Raw genomic sequence first — 23395 nt, 5'->3', positions numbered from 1 at the left:
AGTTGACGTCAGGGGTGGTGCAGTGCCGCGGCCAGGTACGGAGCCGTGCGACTGCCGGGGGCCGCCGCCACCTCGGCCGGAGTGCCCGCCGCCACGATCCGCCCGCCCCGGTCGCCACCGCCGGGACCGAGGTCGATCACCCAGTCGGACCCCGCCACCACCGCCATGTCGTGCTCGACCACCACGACGGTGTCGCCCGCGTCGACGAGGCCGTGCAACTGCCGCATCAGCACCTCGACATCGGCGGGGTGCAGCCCGGTCGTCGGCTCGTCCAGCAGGTACAGCGTGTGGCCCCGGCGGGTGCGCTGGAGCTCGGCCGCCAGCTTGATCCGCTGGGCCTCGCCGCCCGAGAGTTCCGTGGCGGGCTGCCCCAGCCGCAGATACCCGAGCCCGACGTCGAGCAGGGTCCGCAGACTGCGCTCCGCGGCCGCGGTCCCGGCGAAGAACCCGGCCGCCGACTCCACCGTCAGATCCAGCACCTGGGCGATGTCGAGCCCGCGCAGGGTCACCTCCAGGGTCTCCGCGTTGTACCGGGCCCCGTGGCAGTCCGGGCAGGGCGCGTACGTACTGGGGAGGAAGAGCAGCTCCACGGAGACGAAGCCCTCGCCCTGGCAGGTCTCGCACCGGCCGCCCGCCACGTTGAAGGAGAACCGCCCGGCCTTGTAGCCGCGCTCCTTGGCGGTGTCCGTGGCGGCGAACAGCTTCCGTACGACGTCGAAGAGCCCGGTGTACGTGGCCAGGTTGGACCGGGGCGTACGGCCGATCGGCCGCTGGTCGACCTGGACGAGCCGGTCCACCGCCTCCAGCCCCTCGGCCGAGGCGCACCAGCGGCGCGCGGGTTCCGTGCCCGGCTCCCCGGAATCGGCGGACGGCCGCAGGTCGGCGAGCAGCCCGGCCAGCACCTGACCGGTCAGCGTCGACTTCCCCGACCCCGACACCCCCGTCACGGCGGTGAACACCCCGAGCGGGAAGGCCGCGTCCACCCCGCGCACGTTGTGCCGGTCCACCCCGGTCAGCCGCAGCCACCCGGTCGGTGTGCGCACCGTGCGCTCCGGCGGCGGGCCCTGGTCGAAGAGGAACCGCCGGGTGGCCGACTCCGGCACCTGCGCGAGACCGGCCGGGGGACCGCTGTGCAGCACCCGGCCCCCGTGCTCACCGGCCAGCGGCCCCACGTCCACCAGCCAGTCCGCCCGGCGCACCACGTCCATCTGGTGCTCCACCACGAAGACCGTGTTCCCGGCCTCCTTGAGCCGCCCCAGCACCCCGAGCAGCGACGCGGTGTCCGCCGGATGGAGCCCGGCCGACGGTTCGTCCAGGACGTAGACGACACCGAAGAGGCCCGAACGGAGCTGGGTGGCCAGCCGCAGTCGCTGCAACTCGCCGGATGAGAGCGTCGGGGCCGTCCGGTCCAGGCTGAGATAGCCGAGGCCCAGCTCCGTGACGGTGGCGATCCGGGCGAGCAGGTCCGCCGTCAGCATCCGGGCCGTGGCGTCGCCGCCCGCCCCGCCCAGCAGCTCCGCGAGCGAACTCAGCGGCAGCGCCGCCAGCTCCGCGATCGTCCGCCCGGCGAAGGTGACGGCCAGCGCCTGCGGGCGCAGCCGGCTGCCGTGGCACTCCGGGCACGGCTCGGAGGTCAGGAACCGCTCGGCCTTGGCCCGCAGCGTGCGGCTCTTGGAATCCGCGAAGGTGTGCAGCACGTGGCGGCGGGCGCTGGTGTAGGTGCCCTGGTAGGGGCGCTGGATGCGGCCCGCCTCCCGGACCGGGTGGACCGTCACCACCGGCTGCTCGTCGGTGAAGAGGATCCACTCCCGCTCCTTCGCGGGCAGCTCGCGCCAGGGCCGGTCGACGTCGTGGCCCAGCGCGTCCAGCACGTCGCGCAGGTTCTTGCCCTGCCAGGCGCCCGGCCAGGCGGCGATGGCGCCCTCGCGGATCGACAGCGAGGGGTCGGGGACCAGCAGTTCCTCGGTGGTGCGGTGGACGAGGCCGAGTCCGTGGCAGGCCGGGCACGCCCCGGCGGCGGTGTTCGGCGAGAAGGCGTCGGAGTCCAGCCGCTCGGCCCCGGCCGGGTAGTCCCCGGCCCGGGAGAACAGCATCCGCAGCGAGTTGGAGAGCGTGGTGACCGTGCCGACGGAGGAGCGGGCCCCGGGCGCCGAGCGGCGCTGCTCCAGCGAGACGGCCGGCGGCAGACCGGTGACCTCGCCGACCGCGGGCGCCCCGACCTGGTGGATCAGCCGCCGGGCGTACGGGGCGACGGACTCGAAGTAGCGGCGCTGGGCCTCCGCGTAGATCGTCCCGAAGGCCAGCGAGGACTTCCCGGAGCCGGAGACCCCGGTGAAGACGGTGAGGGTGTCGCGCGGGATGTCGACGGAGACGTCCCTGAGGTTGTGCTCACGGGCGCCGCGCACCCGTACGTACGGATCGTGGGGGGTGGGCATGGGCGCGGGACTCCGTACGGATCGGGGCGGGCCGGTGGTCCGGGGGCGGACCGGGGCAAACACTCCGATAGTAGGCCCGGCGGGGCCGTACGGTTCCGGGACGCCCCGTACCGGCCGGACCGGTACGGGGCGGACGGATCAGCGGGAGGGGCGCAGGGCGCGCTTGATCGGCCGTCCCACGACGCTGCGGGCGCGCTGGTACGTGGAGCGCTGGGCGGGCAGCGCCGCGCTCTTCGCGACCGTGCGCTTCAGTCGGGTGTTCTCGGCCTCGACCTCGGTGAGCCGGGTCTGCAGCCAGTTCAGCCGGGGGGCCAGCTCCGCGGCCTCGGGGCCGGTCCAGGGGCGGACGCCGGGCGGGAAGGAGAGCTTGCTCATCCGCTGCTCGAAGGCCGCGCCGCCGTCGCCGTGGGTGAAGGTGTTCTGCAGCCCGTTCTTGTCGAGGAAGTTGGTGAACCGGTCGAACCGCTCCCGGTGGCCGCGGGTCAGCGGTCCGAAGTCCGCCGACTCGTGGAGTTCGGCGGGGTCGAGGTCGGCCGGGACCTGGGCGAGCGTCCGGTGCGGGATCTCGAAGTAGCGGCACAGCTCCAGGGTCCGGGAGTCGCCGCAGAGCACGGTGGCCGGTGTCCCGGCCAGCAGCGCGGCGATGTTGCCGTGGATCCGTGAGCCGAAGGAGAAGTCGAAGCCCCGTAGGTCCTCCATCCAGGTGACCGGGTCGATGTAGACGCGGACCTTGTCCTCCGCGTACATCGGGTGGTCGGGGTGGGTGGGGATGCCGGTGACGGCGGCGTTCGGGTGCGAGAGGTCGCGCCAGTGCAGCTGGCGGGCGTCGGAGAGGTTCTGGCCGATGAACCGGAGGTGCGGGTAGCGGGCGTGGGTGCGGTCGATGATCTGCCCGAGCTTGGTCTTGCGCACCGCGTCGTGCGATCCGTTGACGGCGATCCGCGACCCGGGGCCGAGCGCCCCGCCGCCCTCCCGGATGGTGAGCGTGTCGCCGTGCAGGAACATCGACGGGCAGCCGATGACGTCCACGTCCCGGAAGCCCATGTCCCGCAGGTAGCGCTCGGTGAACTCGCCGCGCACCCCGATGGAGGCGCTGCGGTCGAGCACGGCGGAGACGAAGGCGTAGACCGAGGACTGCATCGGCTTCAGCCGGTCCGCGGAGTAGTTGACCCCGGTCTGGGCGCCGACGCCCGGAACGACCACCGGGATCTTCAGCTTCGAGATGAGCTTGGTCAGCCGCTTCAGCTGCGGCTCGAAGGAGGGCCGGAAGGCGTTGGCGAGCGGAACGACGAAGACGTCGTACTCGCTGTTGATGCGGTCCACGTCGGCGATCCGGGTGGCGATCCCGTTGGAGACCACCTCCGTGTGTGGCGTCTGGAGGATCTTGTGGGCGGCGTCGCTGAAGATCAGGTTCCCCGAGTTGGTGGCGAACACGTCCTCATGGAGGGCGCGTTCGACCGGGACCACGTCGAAGGGGCTCTTCCCCGAGCGCAGGAGTATTCGCTTCACGTCGTTCACGTTCGATGCCACAAAGATGAATATAGCTTTACGATCGTTTTTGGTTCCACGTGCATCCTGTACAACCTTTTGCGATCTTGGCGGAACGTGAGCGGGTGATGTCACCTCCGTGGAGGGTCGGCGCGCGAGGATTCTGTGCTCACTTGTGCCGATTCGGTGGGAAGAGTGCCGGCGTCGGTGACGCCCGGAGCGGCCGCTCGGCGCTGTCGACCGCGGGGCGGTCTGGTGGGATGGGGACATGAAGAGCGACCCCCGGCCCCTGGCCGTGTTCGACCTGGACGGCACGCTCGCGGACAGCGGCCACCGTCAGCACTACCTGGAAGGTCCGCGGCGCGACTGGGACGGCTTCTTCGCCGCGGCCGTCGACGACCCGCCCCTGCCCGAAGGGGTGCGGCTGGCGCTGGAGAGCGCCGAGGAGTGCGAGGTCGGATACCTCACGGGTCGGCCCGAGCGGTGCCGTGCGGACACCCTCGCCTGGCTCGCGGCGCACGGGCTGCCGGAGGGGCGGCTCCACATGCGGCGTGACGACGACCGCCGGCCGGCCCGGCACGCCAAGCTGGAGATCCTGCGCCGGCTGGGCCGGGGGCGCGAGGTCCGCATGCTGGTCGACGACGACGAGCTCGTCTGCGACGCGGCGGAGCGGGCGGGCTTCACCGTGGTGCGGGCCCGCTGGGCCGAGGAGTCCTCGGCACTGAAGGACGCCCAGGAGCGCGAGGGGCGTACCTGACCGGCCGTACCCCGCCGGAGTGCCTCCGGGTCAGCTCGTCCCGTCGAGCCGGAAGCCGACCTTCAGGCCCACCTGGTAGTGCTCGATCCGGCCGTCCTTGATCTCCCCGCGCACCTCGGTGATCTCGAACCAGTCGAGATTGTGCAACGTTTCCGAAGCTCTTGCGACGCCCCGCCGGATGGCGTCGTCGACCCCTTCATGGGAGGTTCCCACGATTTCGGTGACCCGATAGGTGTGGTTTGACATGATATGTCTCCTCTCGTCCCTATCACGGTGCCCCATCCGGCCCCGCTCCGCGAGGGATCGGCGCGGAAAACGCCCGGTGAACGGCCCTTGACCAAATCAATGGTCCATACCAAAATCCAGCCACGCCCGTGCGGGCGCCGCCCGCAGTCCCCCACACCGGGTTCCTGAATCAAGCCGTTTTTGTTCAGCAGAAGGTGAACCTGGTGAAGAACCGCATACTCGTCGGAGCTGTCGCGCTCGTTTCCGCCTGTGCGCTCACAGGATGTGGAACGGTATTCGGCATGGGGGGCTCGGACAGCAAGAAGGTCACTGTCTGGCTGATGAAGGACAGCGTCTCCGCCGATTTCCTCAAGCGGTTCACCAAGGACTTCGAGGACGAGCACCCCTCCATCGAGCTGGAGTTCAAGTTCCAGGGCTGGGGCGGCATCGGCCCGAAGGTCATCAGCGCCCTGAAGGGCAAGGACACCCCTGACGTCATCGAGGTCGGCAACACCCAGGTCGCTCAGTACGCGGCCAGCGGCGGCCTGCGCGATCTGACGCTGGAGGCCGTACGGGACATGGGCAGCGAGGACTGGCTTCCGGGCCTCGCCGACCCGGGCAGCATCGACGGCATGCAGTACGGCATTCCCTGGTACGCGGCCAACCGGGTGGTGATCTACAACAAGGAGATCTTCGAGCGCGCCGGAATCAAGAATCCGCCGAAAACCCGGCAGGAGTGGATCGCCGATACCCGGCTGCTGAACGAGAACGGCAATCAGGGGATCTATCTCGCGGGCCAGAACTGGTACGTGCTCGCCGGATTCATCTGGGACGAGGGCGGTGAACTGGCCGAGGACGAGGGCGGTTCGTGGAAAGGCGCCCTGGACAGCCCCGCGGCCCTCCGCGGCATGAACTTCTACAAGGAGCTCCAGGCGCTCGGCGAGGGCCCCAAGGATGCCGACGAGGAAAAGCCCCCGCAGTCCGACGTGTTCGCCCGGGGGAATGTCGCACAGATCATTTCGGTGCCCGGCAGCGTGGCCCAGATCGTGAAGCGGAACCCCGAACTCAAGGGGAAGCTGGGCTACTTCCCGATCCCGGGCAAGACCGCCAAGAAGCCCGGCGCCGTCTTCACCGGCGGTTCCGACCTCATCGTCCCGGAGAAGGCGGACCGGCGCGCCGAGGGCGTCGAGGTGGTCAAGGCGCTGGCGAGCCGGAAGTGGCAGGAGGAACTCGCCCGGACCATGAGCTACGTGCCCAACAAGCCGGGCCTCGCGAAGGCCGTCGTGGGACAGGCGGGTACGGCCGCGATGGCCGAAGGGGCCACGCAGGGCCGGGCGACCCCGAACTCGCCGCAGTGGGCCGACGTCGAGGCCGACAACCCGATCAAGCCGTACATGACAGCGGTCCTGGAGGGCGGTGACCCCCTGCGGGAGGCGCGCACCGCCTCGGGGAAGATCACCGCGAAGCTCTTCGGGGGCTGACCCCGCAGGGCTCCGCCGGGGGCGTCCGGAGGGGCCCGAACCGGCCACCCCCGGGATTCAGCCGTCGCACATGTCGGCGCTCCCGGACCGTCATGTCGAATCCAGCCGGTCGCGGAAGAAGTAAGGGGCCGGGCCTTCGCACCCCGTGCGACGGCCCGGCGGCCGTCCTTGCCGATCCGTCCGGGAGATTGTCATGAACGCGATGCCCGTTGCCTCCCTTCCCGCCACCTCACCGCCGACCGCCCCCGAACGGCCGCGCTACCGGGTCACCCTGGCCACCGGCCCGGACGAGGTCCGCGCCGCCCAGCGCCTGCGCCACCTCGTCTTCGCCGGGGAACTCGGCGCCCGTCTGCACAGCCCCGAACCCGGCCTGGACAGCGACGCGTTCGACGCGTACTGCGACCACCTGCTCGTCCGGGAGGAAGCCACCGGCGAGGTCGTCGCCACCTACCGGGTCCTGCCTCCCGAACGGGCGGAGGCGGCCGGGGGCCTCTACGCGGAGAGCGAGTTCGACCTCGGCCGGCTCGCCCCGATCCGGGACGACCTGGTGGAGGTCGGACGGTCCTGCGTCCACCCCGCCCACCGCGACGGCGCCGTCATAGCCCTGATCTGGGCCGGACTCGCCCGCTACATGGAACGCACCCGACACAACTGGCTGGCCGGCTGCTGCTCCATCCCGCTCTCCGACGGCGGCACGGCGGCGGCCGGAGCCTGGGAGACCGTACGGACCAAGTACCTCGCCCCCGAGGACCACTGGGTCACCCCGCACCACCTCTGGCAGCCCTCCGGCACGGCCGGACCGGTACGCACCGGACTCGCCACCCTGCCCCCGCTGCTCCGCGGCTACCTCCGGCTGGGCGCCCAGGTGTGCGGGGCACCCGCCCACGACCCGGACTTCGACGTCGCCGACCTGTACGTCCTGCTGTCGCTGCGCCGCACCGACCCCCGCTACCTCCGCCACTTCCTCGCCCTCGCCCCGCTGCGATGAACCCCTGGCTGCCCACCGCGCCCTGCGCCCCGGGGACCTGCGCCGCCCACACCGGCCGGACCCGGCTCCCTCCCGTCGCGGCGGCCCTGCTGCTCGCCGGGTGCGTCTGGGCCCTGGCCGGTGTGCTGGGGGCGCCGTTCCTGCCCCTGTTCGGCCCGGCCCGCCGGGAGCGGCTGATCCGCCGCTGGTCGTACGGGGCCGTACGCGCCTTCGGCGTACGGGTGCGGGTCACCGGTGCTCCCGTACCGCCCGCCGGGACACCCGGGACGCTCGTCGTCGCCAACCACATCTCCTGGCTGGACATCCCGCTCGTCGCCGCCGTGGTCCCCGGCCGGATGCTCGCCAAGCGCGAGATCCGCCGGTGGCCGGTGCTCGGCCCGCTCGCCGCCCACGGCGGTACCCTCTTCGTCGACCGCGACCGGCTGCGCGCGCTGCCGGCGACCGTCCGCGCCCTCGCCACGGCGATGCGCGGCGGATCACGGGTGGTGGTCTTCCCCGAGGGCACCACCTGGTGCGGGCGCGGCCCCGGCGGCCGGTTCGGCCCGGCCGCCTTCCAGGCCGCGATCGACGCCGGCGCCACCGTCCTGCCGGTACGCATCGGCTACCGCGTCACCGGCCACCTGGCGGCACCGGCGGAGCGCCACGCCCCGGCCGGTGCCGCCGCCTTCGTCGGCGACGATCCGCTCCCCGCCTCCCTGTGGCGGGTGGTGCGGGCGGCCGGACTGACCGCCGAGCTCCACGTCCTGCCACCAGTCCCGGCGGCCGCCCTGCCGGACCGGCGGGCCCTGGCCCGCCGCGCTCAGAGGGCCGTCGCCAGCGAGAGCGCGAACCGCTCCCCGGAATCCGTCCACCACTGATCCAGCCGCAGACCGGCCGCCTCCAGTTCCGCCCGGACCCGTTTCCGGCGGAACTTGGCCGACACCTCCGTACGCAGCTCCTCACCGGCCTCGAAACCCACCAGCAGATCCAGGGCCGGGACCTTCACCGTCTGCGCCCGCCGGGCCCGCAGCCGCATCTCGATCCATTCGTTACCCGGGTCCCAGAGCGCCACATGGTCGAAGCCCTCCGGGTCGAAGTCCGCGCCCAGCTCCCGGTTGACCACCCGCAGCACGTTCCGGTTGAACTCCGCGGTCACCCCGGTGGCGTCGTCGTAGGCGGCGACCAGCACCTTCTCGTCCTTCACCAGGTCGGTGCCGAGCAGCAGCGCGTCGCCCGGGGAGAGCAGCGACCGCACCGACCGCAGGAACGCCGCCCGCTCCTCGGGCAGCAGGTTGCCGATCGTGCCGCCCAGGAAGGCCAGCAGCCGGGGCCCTGGCGTCCCCGGCAGCGCCAGACCTCCGGTGAAGTCGGCGACCAGGGCGTGCACCGAGAGCCCGGGGCGCCGGGCGAGCAGCGCCTCGCCGGCACCGCGCAACGCGCTCTCGCTCACGTCGACCGGTACGTAACTGTGCAGCTCCGGCAGGGAGTCCAGCAGATGGCCGGTCTTCTCCGACGAACCGGACCCCAGCTCGATCAGGGTCCGGGCCCCCGAGGCGCGGGCGATCTCGTCGGCCCGTTCGATCAGGATCTCCCGCTCGGCGCGGGTCGGGTAGTACTCGGGCAGCCGGGTGATCTCCTCGAACAGCTCGCTGCCCCGGGCGTCGTAGAACCACTTGGGCGGCAGTGACTTGGGGTGCCGGGTCAGACCGTGCAGGACATCGGCGCGCAGCGCCGCGTCCGTCGCGTCGGCCGGCAGGGTGCGGGTCAGCAGGAAAGGACTCACGCAAGGGGCTCCTTGAGCGGGGTCAGTGAGACATCGGCGCGGGTCGCCACCAGCAGGGTGCGGTCGGGGACCGGGCGCCAGAGCGGATCGTCGTCGTAGGGTTCCGAGGCCACGACCGTGCGCGGGCCCGGCCCGGTCAGGCACCACAGGGTGTCGCCCCAGGCCGTCGCGACGATCGACGCGCCATCGGTGAGCAGCAGGTTCAGCCGGGATTCCGGTGCGGCGGCGGCCACGTCCAGCACGGTGGCGGAGACGGCCTCGGGCAGCGCGTCGCCGTCCGCCAGCCGGCGTCGCACCAGGGCCCAGAGCAGCGCCGAGTCGCTGCGGGCGGTGAGGGACAGCAGCTCGGCGGGCGGCAGCGCCGCGGCGAGCGGGGCCACCGTGTGCGGCCAGCCCCGCACCGCGCCGTTGTGGCTGAAGAGCAGCGTCCCGGCGGTGAAGGGCGCGGCGGCCGCCTCGCCGTCGGCGCCCGCCTCCGTGGCGTCCCGGACGGCGGCCAGCAGGGCCGGGCTGCGCACCACCCGGGCCAGGTCGGCGAAGGTCTCGTCGCCCCAGACCGGGCCCCGGCGCCGGTACCGTCCGGGCACCGGGTCGCCGTCCGCGTACCAGCCGACGCCGAAGCCGTCGGCGTTGACCGTCCCGTACCGCTGGTGGCGCGGTGCCCAGGACTGGCGGACCAGCGAGTGGGGCGGCCGGGACAGCAGTTCGCCGAGCGCCACCGGCGGCCCCAGATAGGCGAGATGACGACACATCAGCCGACGTCCCGCGCGGTACGGAAACCGGCGAAGATCTGCCGACGCACCGGCAGGTCCCAGTTGCGGAAGGTGCCCCGGCAGGCCACCTGGTCCACGGCGAACGAACCACCGCGCAGCACCTTGTGGGCGGACCCGAAGAACACCTCCGAGTACTCCCGGTAGGGAAACGCGCGGAATCCCGGGTACGGCAGGAAGTCACTGGCCGTCCACTCCCACACGTCACCGATCAACTGCCCGGCCCCGTACGGGGACCGGCCCTGCCGGTACGCCCCGGCGGGCGCGGGCCGCAGATGGCGCTGGCCGAGATTGGCCCGCTCGGGCGCCGGGTCCTCGTCGCCCCAGGGGTAGCGGCGCGACCGCCCGGACACCGGGTCGTGGCGGGCCGCCTTCTCCCACTCCGCCTCCGTGGGCAGCCGGCGCCCGGCCCAGCGGGCGTAGGCGTCCGCCTCGTACCAGCTGACGTGGAGCACCGGTTCGTCCCCGGGGACGGGTTCGGTGACCCCGAAGCGGCGGCGCAGCCACTGGCCGCCGTCCCGGTGCCAGAACAGCGGGGCGGCCAGGTCGTGCGCGCGGACCATCTCCCACCCCTCGGATGCCCACCAGCGCCGCTCGGTGTAGCCGCCGTCCTCGACGAACTCCTGGTACGCGCCGCAGGTGACCGGTGCGGTGTCGAGGTAGAAGTCCGGTACGTCCCGCACATGCGCCGGGCGTTCGTTGTCCAGGGCCCAGGGGTCGGCGGACGTACCCATGGTGAACGGGCCGCCCCCGACCAGGACTTCGGCAGGGAGATCCGCCGTGTCCTCGGCGCGCGGCGGCACGGGCGCGGCCAGCACGGGCGGTCCGGACCGGAGCTGATGGGTGATCAGCATCGTTTCGTCGTGCTGCTGTTCGTGTTGGGCGATCATTCCGAAGGCGAATCCGGACCGCACCAGCGGCCGGTCGTCGTCCAGGGCGGTGGTGTCGAGGACGTCCAGGGCCCGGCCGCGGACCTCCGCCGCGTACGCCCGCGCCTCGGCGGGCGGCAGCAGCGGCAGCGAGGGGCGGGTCGCCCGGGGGTGCTCGAAGGCGTCGTACAGGCCGTCGATCTCCGGGCGCATCGCCTCGCGCCCGGCCACCCCGCGCAGCAGCCACAGCTCCTCCTGGTTGCCGATGTGCGCGAGGTCCCAGACCAGCGGGGACATCAACGGCGAGTGCTGGGCGGTCAGTTCGCGGTCGTCGACGCTGTCGGTGAGCCGGGTGGTGCGGTCCCGGGCGGTGCTCAGCGCGGCGAGGGCGCGGCTGCGCAGCGGCTCGGGGTCCATCCCGTGGGGTGCGGGGGAGTCGTTCATGGGCGGAGTCCCTCGAAGTGGTGGCCCGGACCGCCGGGCCCGATGGGTGCGAGCAGTGCGGGGAGGTCGTCGGCCGGGCAGCGGCCCCGAGCCACGTACCGGTCGTGGAAACCGGCCGCGGCCTCCTGGACCCGCCCGGACGCCCCGAGCCGTGGCAGTGCCTCCAGCGCGGCCCCGAAGCAGGCGGTGGCCGCCGCCCGCAGCTCGGGATCGGCCAGCCCGTCGCGGGCGGCGCGCGTCCAGAGCGCATTGAGCGGCGCGGGCTCCGGCCCGGCCGCCCCGGCCAGGGGCGCCACGGCACGGAACACCCTCTCGGCGGCCTCCGGATCGTCGAACAGGGCGGTGGTCACGGCGAGCGGCACCAGCCAGCCGTCCGCCCCGTACTGGGCGTCGATCATGCGCAGCTCCAGATGGCCGCGCGGGCGCACCGGCGGGAAGAGCGTACTGATGTGGTAGTCGAGATCGGCGCGCACCGGAGGTCTCGGGGCGCCGGTGCGGATCCAGTCCCGGAACGTCAGTCCGTTCGGCACGGACCACGGACCGCTCTCCTCCCGGATGCACATCACCGGCGTGTCCAGCACATGCCCGGCCCAGGCGTCGCGCGGCAGCGGACCGTGCGGCGGAGCCACCGGCCGCCACGGGTCGAGCGCGGCCCACAGCGACTGACGGGTGGAGCGCCAGGAGGTGGGGCGGCCCAGCCGGAGGGGCGAATTGGCGAAGACGGCCACCAGGACCGCGCCCAGCAGATGGCACAACTGCCAGCGCCGCCCGTATCCCAGGGGCCCCGGCTCCTCCTCCCCGGCGTCCAGGCAGACCTGGACGGACGCGGTGTTGCACATCATCACCCGACCGGCCGGACCCGACCGGTCCAGGGCGATCTCCATGGCGTCGTACCGGGGTTCGCGCAGCAGCCGGCGGGGGGCGTGCCAGGGGTCGACGCCGAGCCCCACCGGCACCAGCCCCAGCGGGTCCAGGGCCGCGCGCACCGCGGCCAGGTCGGCGGCGGTGGTCTCGACGCACTCCGTCAGGGAGTCGGCGGGGCGCGAGCTGAGCTCCAGCTGGCCGCCGGGTTCGAAGGTGACCGCCGCGCTCAGGGGCAGGGCCCGCAGGACGGCGGTGGCCGCTTCGAGGCGGTCGTGCTCGACGGGGACACGCGGACGGTCCCGGTCGTGGATGAGCCATTCGAGTTCCACACCGACCTTGCGGGGCGGTCCCGTCTTGAAACAGATGCAGCGCAGTAAGTCCTCGGCCTCGCCCTCGTCCAGGGGCGGGGAACCGCCGGGCGGGCCATGGCCCCCGGAGGTGTCGTACGACATGCGGGCCTCCTTCCACAGGTCTCTCCCACCACCCAAACCCCTGCGAGTGGATCGCACAAGAGTGCCCCTGGACGGGAGAAATCGGGTTGCGCCGCCGCCGTCGGGGCGCCGAGCATGCCCCGTATGCACCACACGGGGGAGTACCGATGAGCGCCAGGCTGCGCGGGATCGCGCGCGAGACCGAGGCCGTCGTCGCAGCAGGCCACTACCGCACCCCGGACGGCCGGGAGGTGTCCATCGAACGGGCCCTGAGCAGCGCGATCTCCGGGACCACGCTGTACGGGCCCGAGCCGCTGCCGCTCGTCGTCCTGGACGGCGACCGCACCCCGTCCGTCGAGGTCACCGGCGAGAGCAGCCTGGCCGCCGCCCACCGGATGACCCGAGAGGGCCCCGGCAAGGTCGCCGTGCTCAACTACGCCTCCGCCCGCAACCCCGGCGGCGGCTACCTCAACGGCGCCCAGGCCCAGGAGGAGGCGCTGTGCCGGTCCTCCGGCCTGTACACCACCCTGCTGCGCGCCCCCGACTTCTACGCCCACCACCGCGCCGGACGCAGCCCCCTCTACACCGACCGGGTGATCCACTCCCCGGGCGTACCGGTCTTCCGGGACGACCGGGGACGGTTCCTCGACACCCCGTTCACCGTCGGCTTCCTGACCTCCCCGGCGCCCAACGCCGGCGTCGTCCGCGCCCGCACCCCCGAAGAGGCCCACCGCATCCCCGCCGCCCTCGCCACCCGGGCGGAGCGGGTGCTGGAGGTGGCGGCGGTGCGCGGGTACCGGCGGCTGGTGCTGGGGGCCTGGGGCTGCGGGGTGTTCCGCAACGATCCGGCGCAGGTGGCCGGGGCGTTCGGGGCGCTGCTGCTGGACGGCGGCCGGTTCGCCGGGCACTTCGAACAGATCGTCTTCGGCATCCTCGACCGGGCCCCGGACTCCGCCACCCGGGCCGCCTTCGACCGCGCCTTCGGTGCCGCGTAGCGCCGTACGGGGCGTGTCCGACGGACCGGAACCGGGGTCGCGGTGCCCGTCCCCGATCCGCCGGACACGCCCCGGCGCCTACGCCCAGCCGTAACGCTCCCGCAGCCGTCCCACGACCTGGTCGAACCGCGCCCGGTCCAGGGCGCACGCCTCCCGCCGCATCCCGTCCTCGTGCACCCGCAGCACCCGGTCCAGGTCCACCCAGGACGGGCGGCCCGAGCCGTCCCAGGGGCCGGAGCCGAGCGCCACCCACTCGCGGTCCCGGTCGTGCTGCTTGCTGGAGAGCCGCACCGCGAGCAGTGTGCCCGCCGCCTCCCGGGCCACCACCAGGACCGGGCGGTCCTTGCCCCGCCCGTCGTTCTCCTCGTAGGGGACGAACGTCCAGACGATCTCCCCGGGATCCGGGTCGCCGTCCCGGTCCGGTGCGTAGGAGGTGCGGACCGGCCCCACCCCGAACGGGTCGACCTCCGTCGTGGCGGCCGGGCCGGAGCGGCCCGGGAGGTCGGCCGAGGGATCGAAGCTGTCGTCACGGTGTTCGATGATCATCCCCACACCGTAGGGCCCGCTCAGCGGAGCCGGGGCGCGGGGGCGGACGGGACATCCGCCGGACCGGTACGTGCCCCGGGGCGCATTCGGGCGGCGCGCTCTGGAAGACTGCCGCAAGCCATGAGCCAGTTACCGAACCAGCCCACCGAACGCCCCGTCCCCACCAGCGCCGACGTCGCACGGCTCGCCGGGGTCTCCAGGGCCACCGTCTCGTACGTACTGAACAACAGCGCCTCCGTGCGGATCAGCGAGACCACCCGCCGCCGGGTCCGGGAAGCCGCCGCCGAACTCGGCTACGTGCCCCATGCCGCGGCCCGCAGTCTGCGCGCCGGACACACCCGCATGGTCCTGCTGCCCACCGTGGATCCCCCGGCCGGCCCGCTCCACCACCGCTTCTTCCGCGAACTGGAGGCGGGGTTGCGCCGACTCGACTACACGGTCGTCCAGTACGGCAGCACCGGCCTCGACCCGCAGGACGCGCCGCGCGCCTGGGCCGAACTCCGCCCGGTCGCCGTGATCGCCCCCGGCGCCGTCGACCTCACCCCGCCCGGGATAGCGATGCTCCGGCGGTCCGGGGCCAGGGCCGTCATCACCCTCGGCCCGCGCCCGGTGCCCGGCGCCCACGCCCTGGTCATGGACCAGCAGGCGGTCGGCGACTGTGCGGTGGGGCACCTGCTGGCGGGCGGCCGGCGCCGGATCGGCGTGGTCATGCCCGAGGAGAGCGGACCGGACCGCCTCGCCGGCCCCCGGCTGACCGGCGCCCGGCGGGCCGCCCGGCGCCACACCGCCCGGGTGGAACCGCTGCCCCTGCGGTACGACGAGGAGTCGGCCGCCCGGCTCGCCGCCCGGTGGCGCTCCCTGGACCTCGACGCCGTCTTCGCCTTCGACGACGCGTACGCGATGCTCCTGATGCGGGCCCTCCAGGACGCGGGCATCGACGTACCCGGCGAGACCGCGGTGATCGGCGCCGACGACCTGATGCTGGGCAGGCTCCTGCGGCCCCGGCTCACCACCGTACGGATGGAACTGGCCACCCCGCAGCCGCTCGCCGAGCTGGTGGACCGGCTGGTCAAGGAGCCCGGGGCCGACCCCGAGCGCCACGACCTGCTCCGGGTCGCGGTGGTACGGCGCGAGTCTGCCTGAGACACCGGACGGTCCGGCACGCACGGATCCGTTCCGGACCGGGGGAGAGCCCTTAACGTGAGGGCCATGAGCCATCCGCAGAGCTACGAGATCCTCCTCGTCCCCGGATTCGTGGAGGAGACCCCCGGGACCGGGGAGAGCGACGGCACCACCGCAACGGCCGAGCCCGCCGGGGCCGACGACCCCGCCGAACCGGACGGCGGCGCCGGTGATGCCGTCCGCTCGGCGGTCGTCTCGGCGACCGGCGAGACGGGCGCGTCCGGATACCCCCGGTACGCCGGGGACGGCGTCGTGGCCGACATCGACCCCGCGACCCGCACGGTCGAGGCCCTGCTGGTCGACGGGGCCGAACTGACCTACGGCCTCACCGTCAGGGTCAGGGCGCGGGACGCCGGGACCGCCGCCGGGCGCTGAGGCGCCCCGGCCCGGTCCCGGCGAGAACCGGGCCTACTGCCCCGGCGCCTGGTTCTTCTGCTCTTCGATGGACTTGCGGACCTCGTCCATGTCCAGCTTCCGGGCCTGCCCGATGACGTCCTCCAGCGCGGCCTCCGGCAACGCCCCGGGCTGCGCGAACACCGCCACGTTCTCCCGGACGATCATCAGCGTGGGAATGGAGCGGATCTCGAAGGCCGCCGCCAGCTCCTGCTGCTCCTCCGTGTTGACCTTCGCGAAGACCACGTCGTCGTGGCGCTCGGAGGCGGCCTCGTAGACCGGCGAGAACTGGCGGCACGGACCGCACCAGGAAGCCCAGAAGTCGATCAGGACGAAGTCGTTCCCGCTGACGACCTCGTCGAAGTTTTCCTTGGTGAGCTCGATGGTGCTCATGTCCTCGATACCTCTTTCTCTGCCCGCTCGGAATCTGTCCGGACAACGGTGCCCGACCCCGTGCTATTCCGCCTGCCCATGTGGCCGCCGTCCACACCCGCCACCAGACTGTCCCCATGACAGATCCCTCTCTGAACACGGAATACGACGTCGTGGTCGTCGGAGCCGGCCCGGTGGGCGAGAACGTCGCCGACCGGGTCCGGGCCGCCGGGCTGACCGCCGCGGTCGTCGAGTCGGAACTGATCGGCGGCGAATGCTCCTACTGGGCCTGCATGCCCAGCAAGGCCCTGCTGCGCCCGGTGGTCGCCCGCGCCGACGCCCGCCGCGTCCCGGGGCTCGCCGCCGCCGTCCAAGGGCCGCTGGACACCGGGGCGGTCCTCGCCCACCGCGACTCCTACGCCTCGTACTGGAAGGACGACGGCCAGGCCGCCTGGCTGGAGGGGATCGGCGCCGACGTCCACCGGGGCACCGGCCGGCTGACCGGCGAGAAGGAGGTCTCCGTCACCGCCCCCGACGGCACGGAGCACCGGCTCACCGCCCGCCATGCCGTCGCCCTGTGCACCGGAAGCCGCGCCGTCGTCCCCGAACTTCCCGGCGTCGACACGGCCCGCCCCTGGACCAGCCGGGAGGCGACCAGCGCGAAGGAGGTGCCCGGCCGTCTGGTGATCGTCGGCGGTGGTGTGGTCGGCGTTGAGATGGCCACCGTCTGGCAGGCCCTCGGCGCCCGGGTGACACTGCTGGTCCGCGGCACCGGGCTGCTGCCGAAGATGGAGCCCTTCGCGGGTGAGCTGGTCGCCCGGGCCCTCACCGAGGCCGGCGCGGACATTCGTATGGGGACCTCGGCCACCGCCGTGCACCGCACCGCCCCGGACGGGCCCGTCACCGTCGAGCTGGACGACGGCGAACGGATCGAGGCCGACGAGATCCTCTTCGCCACCGGCCGGGCCCCGCGCACCGACGACCTCGGGCTGGAGACGGTGGGCCTGGAGCCGGGCTCCTGGCTCACCGTCGACGACAGCTGCCGGGTCGAGGGCAGCGACTGGCTCTACGCGGTGGGCGACGTCAACCACCGGGCGCTCCTCACTCACCAGGGCAAGTACCAGGCACGCATCGCGGGAGCCGCCATCACCGCCCGCGCCACCGGCGCCCCGCCCCTGGAGACCGGTCCCTGGGGCGCCCACGCCGCCACCGCCGACCACGCCGCCGTACCCCAGGTCGTCTTCACCGACCCGGAGGCCGCCTCGGTCGGCCTCACCCTCGCCGAGGCGGAACGGGCGGGCCACCGGGTCCGCGCCGTCGACCACGACCTCGCCGCCGTCGCCGGCTCCGGCCTCTACGCGGACGGCTACCGGGGCCGCGCCCGCATGGTCGTCGACCTCGACCGGGAGATCCTGCTCGGCGTCACCTTCGTCGGCCCCGGCATCGGCGAACTGCTGCACTCGGCGACCGTCGCCGTCGCGGGCGAGGTGCCCGTCCACCGGCTGTGGCACGCCGTCCCCGCGTACCCCACGATCAGCGAGGTCTGGCTGCGTCTGCTGGAGGCGTACCGGGGCTGAAGCACCGGCGGCCCGGCAGCGCGGGCGGCCGGGACCGGGGAGCGCCCTTCATCACCGGCACCCGGCCGCCGATCCGGCTCCGCCGCCTCCCCGTGGCGGCCGTGGCGGCCGTGGCGGCTCAGGCGGGCGGCCGGACGCCGCTGGTGGTGACGTGCACGTAGTCGACGACGAGCTGCTGCGGGAAGGCGGTGTTGCCGTCGGGGGCGCCGGGCCAGTCGCCGCCGACCGCGAGGTTCAGGATCAGGAAGAAGGGCTTGCCGAACACCCAGTTGTTCCCGTTCAGATCGGCCGGGGTGCGGCGCTGGTAGACGTTCCCGTCCACCGACCAGCTCACCGAGTCCGGTGCCCAGTCGACGGCGAAGGTGTGGAAGTCGTCCGCGAACGCCTGGCCGCCGGGGAGGCTGTACGGGGCGCCGATGCCGTTCGCGCCCGAGTACCCCGGACCGTGCAGGGTGCCGTGGACGGTGGAGGGCTCGAAGCCCACGTTCTCCATCACGTCGATCTCGCCCGAGTTCGGCCAGCCGACCTGGCCGATGTCGTCGCCGAGCATCCAGAAGGCCGGCCACATGCCCTGGCCGCGCGGGATCTTCATCCGGGTCTCGAAGTGCCCGTACGTCTGGCTGAACCTGCCCGAGGTGTTCAGCCGGGCCGACGTGTACTCGCATGTGCCGTACCAGCACTGGTAGTTGCCCGGGTTCTCGCGGCGGGCGGTGATGACCAGGTGGCCCTGGCCGTCGAGCGCCGCGTTGCTGTTCCCGGCCGTGTAGTACTGCCGCTCGTGATTGTTGACGTTGTCGCCGGTCTCGGTCTGCCACTTGGCGCCGTCCACGGCGGAGCCCGCGGGACCGTCGAAGTCGTCGACGAAGCCCGCCGCCGCAGCGGCCGCGCGCGGCCCGGAGGGCTGGGTTCCGGCCGCCGGTCCCGACAGGGTCGGTACGAGGGCGAGGGCGGAGAGCGCGCAGAGCGCGGACGTCAGCAGACGCCGCGGACGGTACGGAAGAGTCATGGGGGTCCTTCCCGTGCGAAAGGGAGCGGCCGGAGCTCGGTCATACGTATGACGGGCCGCATGTGTGGGGGAGCAGGGAGAGGTCGTGGTGCTGTACGTGATTTAAGAAGTGAAGCAATACCGTGTCAAGAAGCGGTGCGGACCGTAGTTCTTGCACACGGATGAGGGACGGAACGGGCCGGACGGGATTAGTCGGCCGGTGCCGGGGAAAGGGGCTGCCCGCACCGCAGGTTCCACCGGCCGGACCGTCCGGAGAGCGCGGTCAGGGTGAGCGGGGCGACGTCGAGCCGCCAGAAGGACTCCGGCGGCAGGGACAGTGCCGCGACGACCGCCGCCCGCACCACCGAGGGCTCGACGACGGCCAGCACCCGGTCCTCCCCGGCGCGCTCGTCGGAGCCGGAGCCGAGCGAATCCAGCCAGCGCCCGGTCCGGGAGCACAGTTCCAGCAGGGATTCGCCGCCGTGCGGAGCCGCCGAGGGATCGGCCAGCCAGGCCGAGACCGCCGCCGGCTCGGCCGCGCCCACCTCGTCCAGCCGCAGCCCGCTCCACCGGCCCAGGTCCCAGCCGCGTACGGCCGGTTCCGGCACCGCGCGCAACCCCAGCGCCTCGGCGGTCCCGGCACACCGCACGGACGGTCCGCGCAGCCGCCGTCCGGCGTCCGGCACACCCGGAGCGGCGGCCCGGGCCCGGCGGGCCCCGGCGGCGTCCAGAGGAGCGTCCCCGTCGAAACGGGCCTCGCGCAGCGCGGCGTTCAGCGCCGGCGAGATCAACATCACGCGTACCGCCATGATCTCCGGTCAACTCCTAGGGGTGTCCGGGCTCCGTGCCCGCCCGAGGGGTCCACCCTCGCACCAGCGCGTCCGAGCTGTTGTCGGGGCCATGGCGGCGCGTCCTCCCGAGCGGTATGGTCGCGGCGGACATGACGTGGGTGCATCTGGAAGTCCGGTGGGAATCCGGCACGGTCGCGCCACTGTGAACCCGTACGTGTGCGGGAAGTCAGACCCAGTACCCACGTCTCAGGCACCACGATCGGGACGCGTGTTCCCCAGGAGGTTCTGCCATGGCACAGACTGCTGCCCCCGCCACCGCCGCACCGGCGATCACCCCCATCTCGCTGAAGGCCATCGCCCCCTGGGCGGTCTTCTTCGGCATCCTCATGCTCGTCCTGCTCTACTTCGTCGGCGCAGAGCAGGGCGCCACCGCGGTCATCTCCGGCGAAGGCGTCCACGAGTGGGTCCACGACGGCCGCCACCTTCTCGGTTTCCCCTGCCACTGACCCACCGCGCAGATCCAGGGGAACTCCCATGAACTCCATATCCGTCAGAGCCCTGCTCGTCCGCGGCATGCTGGCCGGCCTCGTCGCGGGCGTGCTCGCCCTGCTCGTCGCCTACTTCCTCGGTGAGTCGCGCGTCGACGCGGCCATCGCCCTCGAAGAGGCGCACAGCCACTCCCACGACGGCGGCGAGGAACTCGTCAGCCGCACCGTGCAGTCCACGGCCGGGCTCGCCACCGGCGTGCTCGTCTTCGGCGTGGCGATCGGCGGTATCGCCGCGCTCGTCTTCTGCTACGCCCTCGGCCGGATCGGCCGGTTCGGGCCACGTGCCACGGCCGCTCTGATCGCGGGCGCGGCACTGCTGGCCGTGTACGTCGTACCGTTCCTGAAGTACCCGGCCAACCCGCCGGCCGTCGGCAACCCCGACACCATCGGGAAGCGCACCGCGCTCTTCTTCCTGATGGTCGCGCTCAGCGTGCTGCTGGCCGTCGCCGCGGTGATCCTCGGCAAGCGGCTCGCCCCGCGCCTGGGCAACTGGAACGCCACGGTCGTGGCGTCCCTCGCCTACGTCGTGGTCATCGGGGTCTCGTACGTCTTCCTGCCCTCGTACAACGAGGTCGGCAAGGACTTCCCGGCCGCCCTGCTGTGGGAGTTCCGGCTGAGCACCCTCGCCGTGCAGGCCACGCTCTGGGCGGCCTTCGGCCTGGTCTTCGGCCACCTCACCGAACGGCTGCTGGTGCCGGGAGCGGCCGTCGCCCCCGGGAGGGACCGCACCGTGGCCACCGCGGGCTGACCGGAACCGGCTCCCCGGCACGGCCGGGGAGCCGGTGCGGGCCGGTCCGGTACGGGCGCGGACCGCTACGGCAGCGCGTACGGCCGCGTCGTGATCCCCATGTCGTGGCCGCCCGGGGCGCCGAAGCGGGCTGGGCGTCCGCCGAAGAGGCGGTTGGTCCGGCCTGGCCCGGCCCGGTTGCCCGCCCCGGGCGAGCCCCGCACCGGAGCGGCCGCCGAAGCGCCGGTTCTCCCCGCAGGGCCTCGCCCCTTCCTCCGGTTCGTCCCCGTCCTCTCCGCCCGCTCCCTCTTCCTCGTTCAGTCGTCGAAGTCCCCGGCGAGCGCCGCCGCCATCCGCAGGTGGCCCGCCGCCTCCGCGCCCCTGCCCTGGCGCTCCAGGGTGCGCCCGAGCATCAGCCGCGCGTAGTGCTCCACCGGGTCGCGGTCCAGCACCGCCCGCAGCTCGGTCTCGGCCTTGCCGAGCCGCGCCGAGTGGTAGTACGACCGGGCCAGCAGCAGCCGCGGCGCCACCAGCTCCGGAGCCTCCTCGACCAGCCCCTCCAGGATCCGCGCCGCCGTCAGGTACTCCTTCGCCTCGAAGAACATCCCGGCCCGGTCCCAGCGGTCGGCGGCCGTGCCGAACTCGAAGTAGGTGTCGCTCACTTGGTCTCCTCCGTCGTGGACCGTCATCGGGAACGTCCCCGGCCCGGTCCTGCCGCCGACCCGGCTGCCGCCCGGTCCTTCCGCACGCTCCAACCCCGTGCAGTTGTTGAATATTCCACCAAATCTCCGGCGTGGGTACCGGCACCCCGGTGCCGCGCGGGAATAGGTTGAGCGCCATGAGCAATCTCGATCGCCAGGCCGTTCCCGCCGTCTGCGGCGGGCGCGGCTTCGTCGTCGCCGAGCCCGTACGCGAACTCCTCGCCCCGCGCCATGTGCGGCTGGGCGAGTCCACCGAGGTCCGCAGGCTGCTGCCCAACCTCGGCCGCCGGATGGTCGGTGCCTGGGCCTTCGTCGACCACTACGGCCCCGACGACATCGCGGACGAGCCGGGGATGCAGGTGCCGCCCCACCCGCACATGGGGCTCCAGACGGTCAGCTGGCTGCACGAGGGCGAGGTCCTGCACCGGGACAGCCTCGGCAGCCTCCGTACGATCCGCCCGCGCGAACTCGGGCTGATGACCTCCGGCCGGGCCATCAGCCACTCCGAGGAGAGCCCCCGCGCCCACGCGAGGTTCCTGCACGGCGCCCAGCTCTGGGTGGCGCTTCCCGACGCCCACCGGCAGGTCGAGCCCCACTTCCAGCACCACACCGACCTGCCGACCGTCTCGGCCCCCGGCCTCACCGCCACCCTGATCCTCGGCGAACTCGACGGCACCGCCTCACCCGGCACCACGTACACCCCGCTCATCGGCGCCGACCTCGCCCTGGCCGCCGGAGCGGAGGCCCGGCTGCCGCTCGAACCGGACTTCGAGTACGCCGTGCTCTCCATGTCGGGCCGGGCCGAGGTCGACGGGGTGCCCGTCCTGCCCGGCTCGATGCTCTACCTCGGCTGCGGCCGCACCGAACTCCCGCTGCGCGCGGACAGCGACGCGGGCCTCATGCTCCTGGGCGGCGAGCCGTTCGAGGAGGAACTGATCATGTGGTGGAACTTCATCGGACGGTCCCAGGAGGAGATCGCACAGGCCCGCGCGGATTGGGCGACGGGGGACCGGTTCGGCACCGTCCACGGGTACGACGGCCCGCCGCTCCCTGCCCCCGAGCTGCCCGCGACTCCGCTGAAGCCGCGGGGGCGAGTGCGCTGACCTGGGTGTTTACAATCCGGGGCGCAGTAGGCGGCGGAGGGACGGCGAGAGTGGCACCCGGGTTTGCGCCCAGGACCGGCCTGGGTTTCGTATCGGAGTTTTGGGCCTCTGGTCGCTCCCGGGTCTGCTCATGTGTGACCACCTGTGCCAGTCCTGATGCTGACCCAATGCTGACTTTGCTGACGGGCTGTCATTAGCCTGCTGGTCGAGATGTCAGGTGGGCGGGGAGCGCTGTGCGGCGATGGGCAACGCGGAGGCGTGGGCGCGCGGATCGCGCTCCCACCCTCGGTGCCGCAGAGCATTCGGGCCACGACCGGATCACGCGCAGTGGAGTCGAGTCGGCCGTGAAAGCTCCACCGCGCGGTCACCCGACCTGGAGCAAGCGGTCGCGAGGGCTACCGCGAGGCCCCGTCCGGCCAGATGATGGTCACGGGCACACCTGTTTCGCGGGCGTAGCCGACGACGTCGGCAGTTCCTCCGAAGCCTCGGGCCGGCTTCCCGTCCCAAACGGCGAGAAGCTGGTCGGAGAGACCCACGAGAATTTCGCTACCAGCCTGGTGGGCTTCTGGAGTCGACTCGACAAGACCGGTGCGGTGAACGTCCGAGGCACTCCCGAGGAGCTGGTCGTACTCGGAGTGGTACCAGTCGGGCTGGCCGTCCCGATACTGAACTGCTGGGATGACCACTTCGAGCTTGGCACCTGCGTCGAGCGCGATCTGTGCCCACCATGCGTCAGGGCCATCGGCAATGCAACTGATGGCGACGAGGTCGGCGGCGTCCAGAGCCTCAATGTGGGCGACAAGGCTGGAGCGAACCTGTTTGGCTACGTCCGCGGGCAGGCCACGGTGCCCGGTGATTCCGATACGCATGTGATTGCCTCTCTAGAGATAGGTCGCATGGAGTTGGGCGTCGAACTCGCGCACCGTAGCGGTGCGCCCGGAGTCGGTGTAGGTGGAGCGAA

The 23395-nt window shown here is 72.8% G+C and carries 24 protein-coding genes; 11 read left to right on the top strand and 13 right to left on the bottom strand.

Annotation, left to right across the window (positions count from 1 at the left end):
- Positions 1-8: 8 nt before the first annotated feature.
- The gene (locus ACWC97_RS01385; protein ID WP_450646711.1) at positions 9-2435 is read right to left on the bottom strand and encodes an ABC transporter; all 2427 of its coding nucleotides are present in this window, start codon (positions 2433-2435) and stop codon (positions 9-11) included.
- A gap of 138 nt (positions 2436-2573) precedes the next feature.
- Complete coding sequence (locus ACWC97_RS01380; RefSeq protein WP_352280252.1) at positions 2574-3965, bottom strand: polysaccharide pyruvyl transferase family protein; 1392 nt, start codon at positions 3963-3965, stop codon at positions 2574-2576.
- Positions 3966-4191: 226 nt separating this feature from the next.
- On the opposite strand from ACWC97_RS01380, the gene ACWC97_RS01375 reads away from it, so the two are divergent.
- Positions 4192-4680 carry a phosphatase domain-containing protein gene (locus ACWC97_RS01375; protein ID WP_352280253.1) on the top strand — a complete coding sequence of 163 codons (489 nt, stop codon included), beginning with the start codon at positions 4192-4194 and terminating at the stop codon, positions 4678-4680.
- 30 nt (positions 4681-4710) lie between these two features.
- On the opposite strand, the gene ACWC97_RS01370 is transcribed toward ACWC97_RS01375, so the two are convergent.
- Positions 4711-4926 carry a dodecin gene (locus ACWC97_RS01370; protein ID WP_352280254.1) on the bottom strand — a complete coding sequence of 72 codons (216 nt, stop codon included), beginning with the start codon at positions 4924-4926 and terminating at the stop codon, positions 4711-4713.
- Positions 4927-5129: 203 nt separating this feature from the next.
- Here ACWC97_RS01370 and ACWC97_RS01365 point away from each other — a divergent pair, with 203 nt between their 5' ends.
- From ACWC97_RS01365 to ACWC97_RS01355, 3 genes are all read left to right on the top strand, one after another.
- A complete protein-coding gene (locus ACWC97_RS01365; protein WP_352280255.1) occupies positions 5130-6386 on the top strand; it encodes an extracellular solute-binding protein in 1257 nt (418 codons plus the stop codon).
- A 193-nt stretch (positions 6387-6579) separates the two neighbouring features.
- On the top strand, positions 6580-7374 hold the full coding sequence (locus tag ACWC97_RS01360; RefSeq protein ID WP_450646708.1) for a GNAT family N-acetyltransferase: 795 nt from the start codon (positions 6580-6582) through the stop codon (positions 7372-7374).
- Complete coding sequence (locus ACWC97_RS01355; RefSeq protein ID WP_352280257.1) at positions 7371-8231, top strand: lysophospholipid acyltransferase family protein; 861 nt, start codon at positions 7371-7373, stop codon at positions 8229-8231. Before ACWC97_RS01360 ends, ACWC97_RS01355 begins: the two co-directional genes overlap by 4 nt.
- Here the strand turns inward: ACWC97_RS01355 and egtD are convergent.
- Genes egtD through egtA form a run of 4 tightly spaced genes read right to left on the bottom strand, consistent with a single transcriptional unit; the run spans position 8174 to position 12535 of the window.
- Positions 8174-9136, bottom strand: a complete 963-nt coding sequence (gene egtD / locus ACWC97_RS01350) for an L-histidine N(alpha)-methyltransferase (protein ID WP_450646705.1) — start codon at positions 9134-9136, stop codon at positions 8174-8176. The genes ACWC97_RS01355 and egtD overlap by 58 nt on opposite strands.
- On the bottom strand, positions 9133-9888 hold the full coding sequence (gene egtC / locus ACWC97_RS01345) for an ergothioneine biosynthesis protein EgtC (protein ID WP_450646703.1): 756 nt from the start codon (positions 9886-9888) through the stop codon (positions 9133-9135). The genes egtD and egtC overlap by 4 nt, the downstream gene beginning before the upstream one ends.
- Positions 9888-11219: an ergothioneine biosynthesis protein EgtB gene (gene egtB / locus ACWC97_RS01340; RefSeq protein ID WP_450646702.1), complete on the bottom strand. Its 1332-nt coding sequence runs from the start codon at positions 11217-11219 to the stop codon at positions 9888-9890. The genes egtC and egtB overlap by 1 nt, the downstream gene beginning before the upstream one ends.
- Positions 11216-12535, bottom strand: a complete 1320-nt coding sequence (gene egtA / locus ACWC97_RS01335) for an ergothioneine biosynthesis glutamate--cysteine ligase EgtA (RefSeq protein WP_450646700.1) — start codon at positions 12533-12535, stop codon at positions 11216-11218. Before egtA ends, egtB begins: the two co-directional genes overlap by 4 nt.
- 146 nt (positions 12536-12681) lie before the next feature.
- Between egtA and ACWC97_RS01330 the strand changes: the two genes are divergently transcribed.
- Entirely contained in the window at positions 12682-13509 is an 828-nt protein-coding gene (locus ACWC97_RS01330) for a TIGR02452 family protein (RefSeq protein WP_450646698.1), read from the top strand.
- A 78-nt stretch (positions 13510-13587) separates the two neighbouring features.
- Here ACWC97_RS01330 and ACWC97_RS01325 read toward each other — a convergent pair whose 3' ends face one another.
- Positions 13588-14055, bottom strand: a complete 468-nt coding sequence (locus ACWC97_RS01325) for a type II toxin-antitoxin system PemK/MazF family toxin (protein WP_352280263.1) — start codon at positions 14053-14055, stop codon at positions 13588-13590.
- 120 nt (positions 14056-14175) lie between these two features.
- Here ACWC97_RS01325 and ACWC97_RS01320 point away from each other — a divergent pair, with 120 nt between their 5' ends.
- Together ACWC97_RS01320 and ACWC97_RS01315 are read left to right on the top strand one after the other, a co-directional pair.
- Complete coding sequence (locus ACWC97_RS01320) at positions 14176-15198, top strand: LacI family DNA-binding transcriptional regulator (RefSeq protein ID WP_352280264.1); 1023 nt, start codon at positions 14176-14178, stop codon at positions 15196-15198.
- A gap of 66 nt (positions 15199-15264) precedes the next feature.
- Complete coding sequence (locus tag ACWC97_RS01315; protein WP_450646695.1) at positions 15265-15612, top strand: hypothetical protein; 348 nt, start codon at positions 15265-15267, stop codon at positions 15610-15612.
- 33 nt (positions 15613-15645) lie between these two features.
- Here the strand turns inward: ACWC97_RS01315 and trxA are convergent, their stop codons facing one another.
- Complete coding sequence (gene trxA / locus ACWC97_RS01310) at positions 15646-16023, bottom strand: thioredoxin (RefSeq protein ID WP_352280266.1); 378 nt, start codon at positions 16021-16023, stop codon at positions 15646-15648.
- Between the two features lie 116 nt (positions 16024-16139).
- Between trxA and ACWC97_RS01305 the strand changes: the two genes are divergently transcribed.
- Positions 16140-17579 carry a dihydrolipoyl dehydrogenase family protein gene (locus ACWC97_RS01305; protein ID WP_352280267.1) on the top strand — a complete coding sequence of 480 codons (1440 nt, stop codon included), beginning with the start codon at positions 16140-16142 and terminating at the stop codon, positions 17577-17579.
- A 118-nt stretch (positions 17580-17697) separates the two neighbouring features.
- Here the strand turns inward: ACWC97_RS01305 and ACWC97_RS01300 are convergent, their stop codons facing one another.
- Positions 17698-18585, bottom strand: a complete 888-nt coding sequence (locus ACWC97_RS01300; RefSeq protein WP_450646693.1) for a glycoside hydrolase family 16 protein — start codon at positions 18583-18585, stop codon at positions 17698-17700.
- 188 nt (positions 18586-18773) lie between these two features.
- Entirely contained in the window at positions 18774-19373 is a 600-nt protein-coding gene (locus ACWC97_RS01295; protein WP_450646691.1) for a histidine phosphatase family protein, read from the bottom strand.
- A 272-nt stretch (positions 19374-19645) separates the two neighbouring features.
- Between ACWC97_RS01295 and ACWC97_RS01290 the strand changes: the two genes are divergently transcribed.
- Positions 19646-19861, top strand: coding sequence for a CbtB domain-containing protein (locus tag ACWC97_RS01290; RefSeq protein WP_352280270.1), 216 nt, complete (start codon positions 19646-19648; stop codon positions 19859-19861).
- A 28-nt stretch (positions 19862-19889) separates the two neighbouring features.
- On the top strand, positions 19890-20651 hold the full coding sequence (locus ACWC97_RS01285) for a CbtA family protein (RefSeq protein ID WP_450646689.1): 762 nt from the start codon (positions 19890-19892) through the stop codon (positions 20649-20651).
- Positions 20652-20947: 296 nt separating this feature from the next.
- Here ACWC97_RS01285 and ACWC97_RS01280 read toward each other — a convergent pair whose 3' ends face one another.
- The gene (locus ACWC97_RS01280; RefSeq protein WP_352280272.1) at positions 20948-21292 is read right to left on the bottom strand and encodes a tetratricopeptide repeat protein; all 345 of its coding nucleotides are present in this window, start codon (positions 21290-21292) and stop codon (positions 20948-20950) included.
- Positions 21293-21468: 176 nt separating this feature from the next.
- Between ACWC97_RS01280 and ACWC97_RS01275 the strand changes: the two genes are divergently transcribed.
- Positions 21469-22434, top strand: coding sequence for a pirin family protein (locus tag ACWC97_RS01275; protein ID WP_450646687.1), 966 nt, complete (start codon positions 21469-21471; stop codon positions 22432-22434).
- 395 nt (positions 22435-22829) lie between these two features.
- On the opposite strand, the gene ACWC97_RS01270 is transcribed toward ACWC97_RS01275, so the two are convergent.
- Complete coding sequence (locus ACWC97_RS01270; RefSeq protein WP_450646686.1) at positions 22830-23303, bottom strand: hypothetical protein; 474 nt, start codon at positions 23301-23303, stop codon at positions 22830-22832.
- Between the last annotated feature and the right edge of the window lie 92 nt (positions 23304-23395).

This window comes from Streptomyces sp. NPDC001108 (assembly GCF_053598535.1).
This window is presented reverse-complemented; position numbering and strand designations above follow the sequence as displayed.